We start from the raw sequence: 255 nt of genomic DNA on the forward strand, positions 1-255 counted from the left end.
TTGGGGTGAGCCTGGCGAGCCTGTGCCATCTGGCCTGGGGCCAGGTGGTGGCGCGCAGCAGCGGCCGCGAGCAGGTGGTGTTCGGCACGGTGCTGTTCGGCCGCATGCAGGGCGGCGCCGGTGGCGAGCGCACCATGGGCCTGTTCATCAATACCCTGCCGCTGCGGCTTGATCTTGATGGCACCGGGGTCGAGGCGAGCGTGCGGACCACGCATGCGCGGCTGGCCGAGCTGCTGGCACATGAGCATGCCTCGC

At 70.6% G+C, this 255-nt stretch carries 1 protein-coding gene; it reads left to right on the plus strand.

The window, feature by feature from the left end:
• On the plus strand, positions 1 to 255 hold a 255-nt coding region (locus AB4Y42_RS44650; RefSeq protein ID WP_368697947.1), incomplete at both ends, for a condensation domain-containing protein.

Source organism: Paraburkholderia sp. EG286B, assembly GCF_040965655.1.
In the GTDB taxonomy this organism is placed as follows: Bacteria; Pseudomonadota; Gammaproteobacteria; order Burkholderiales; family Burkholderiaceae; genus Paraburkholderia.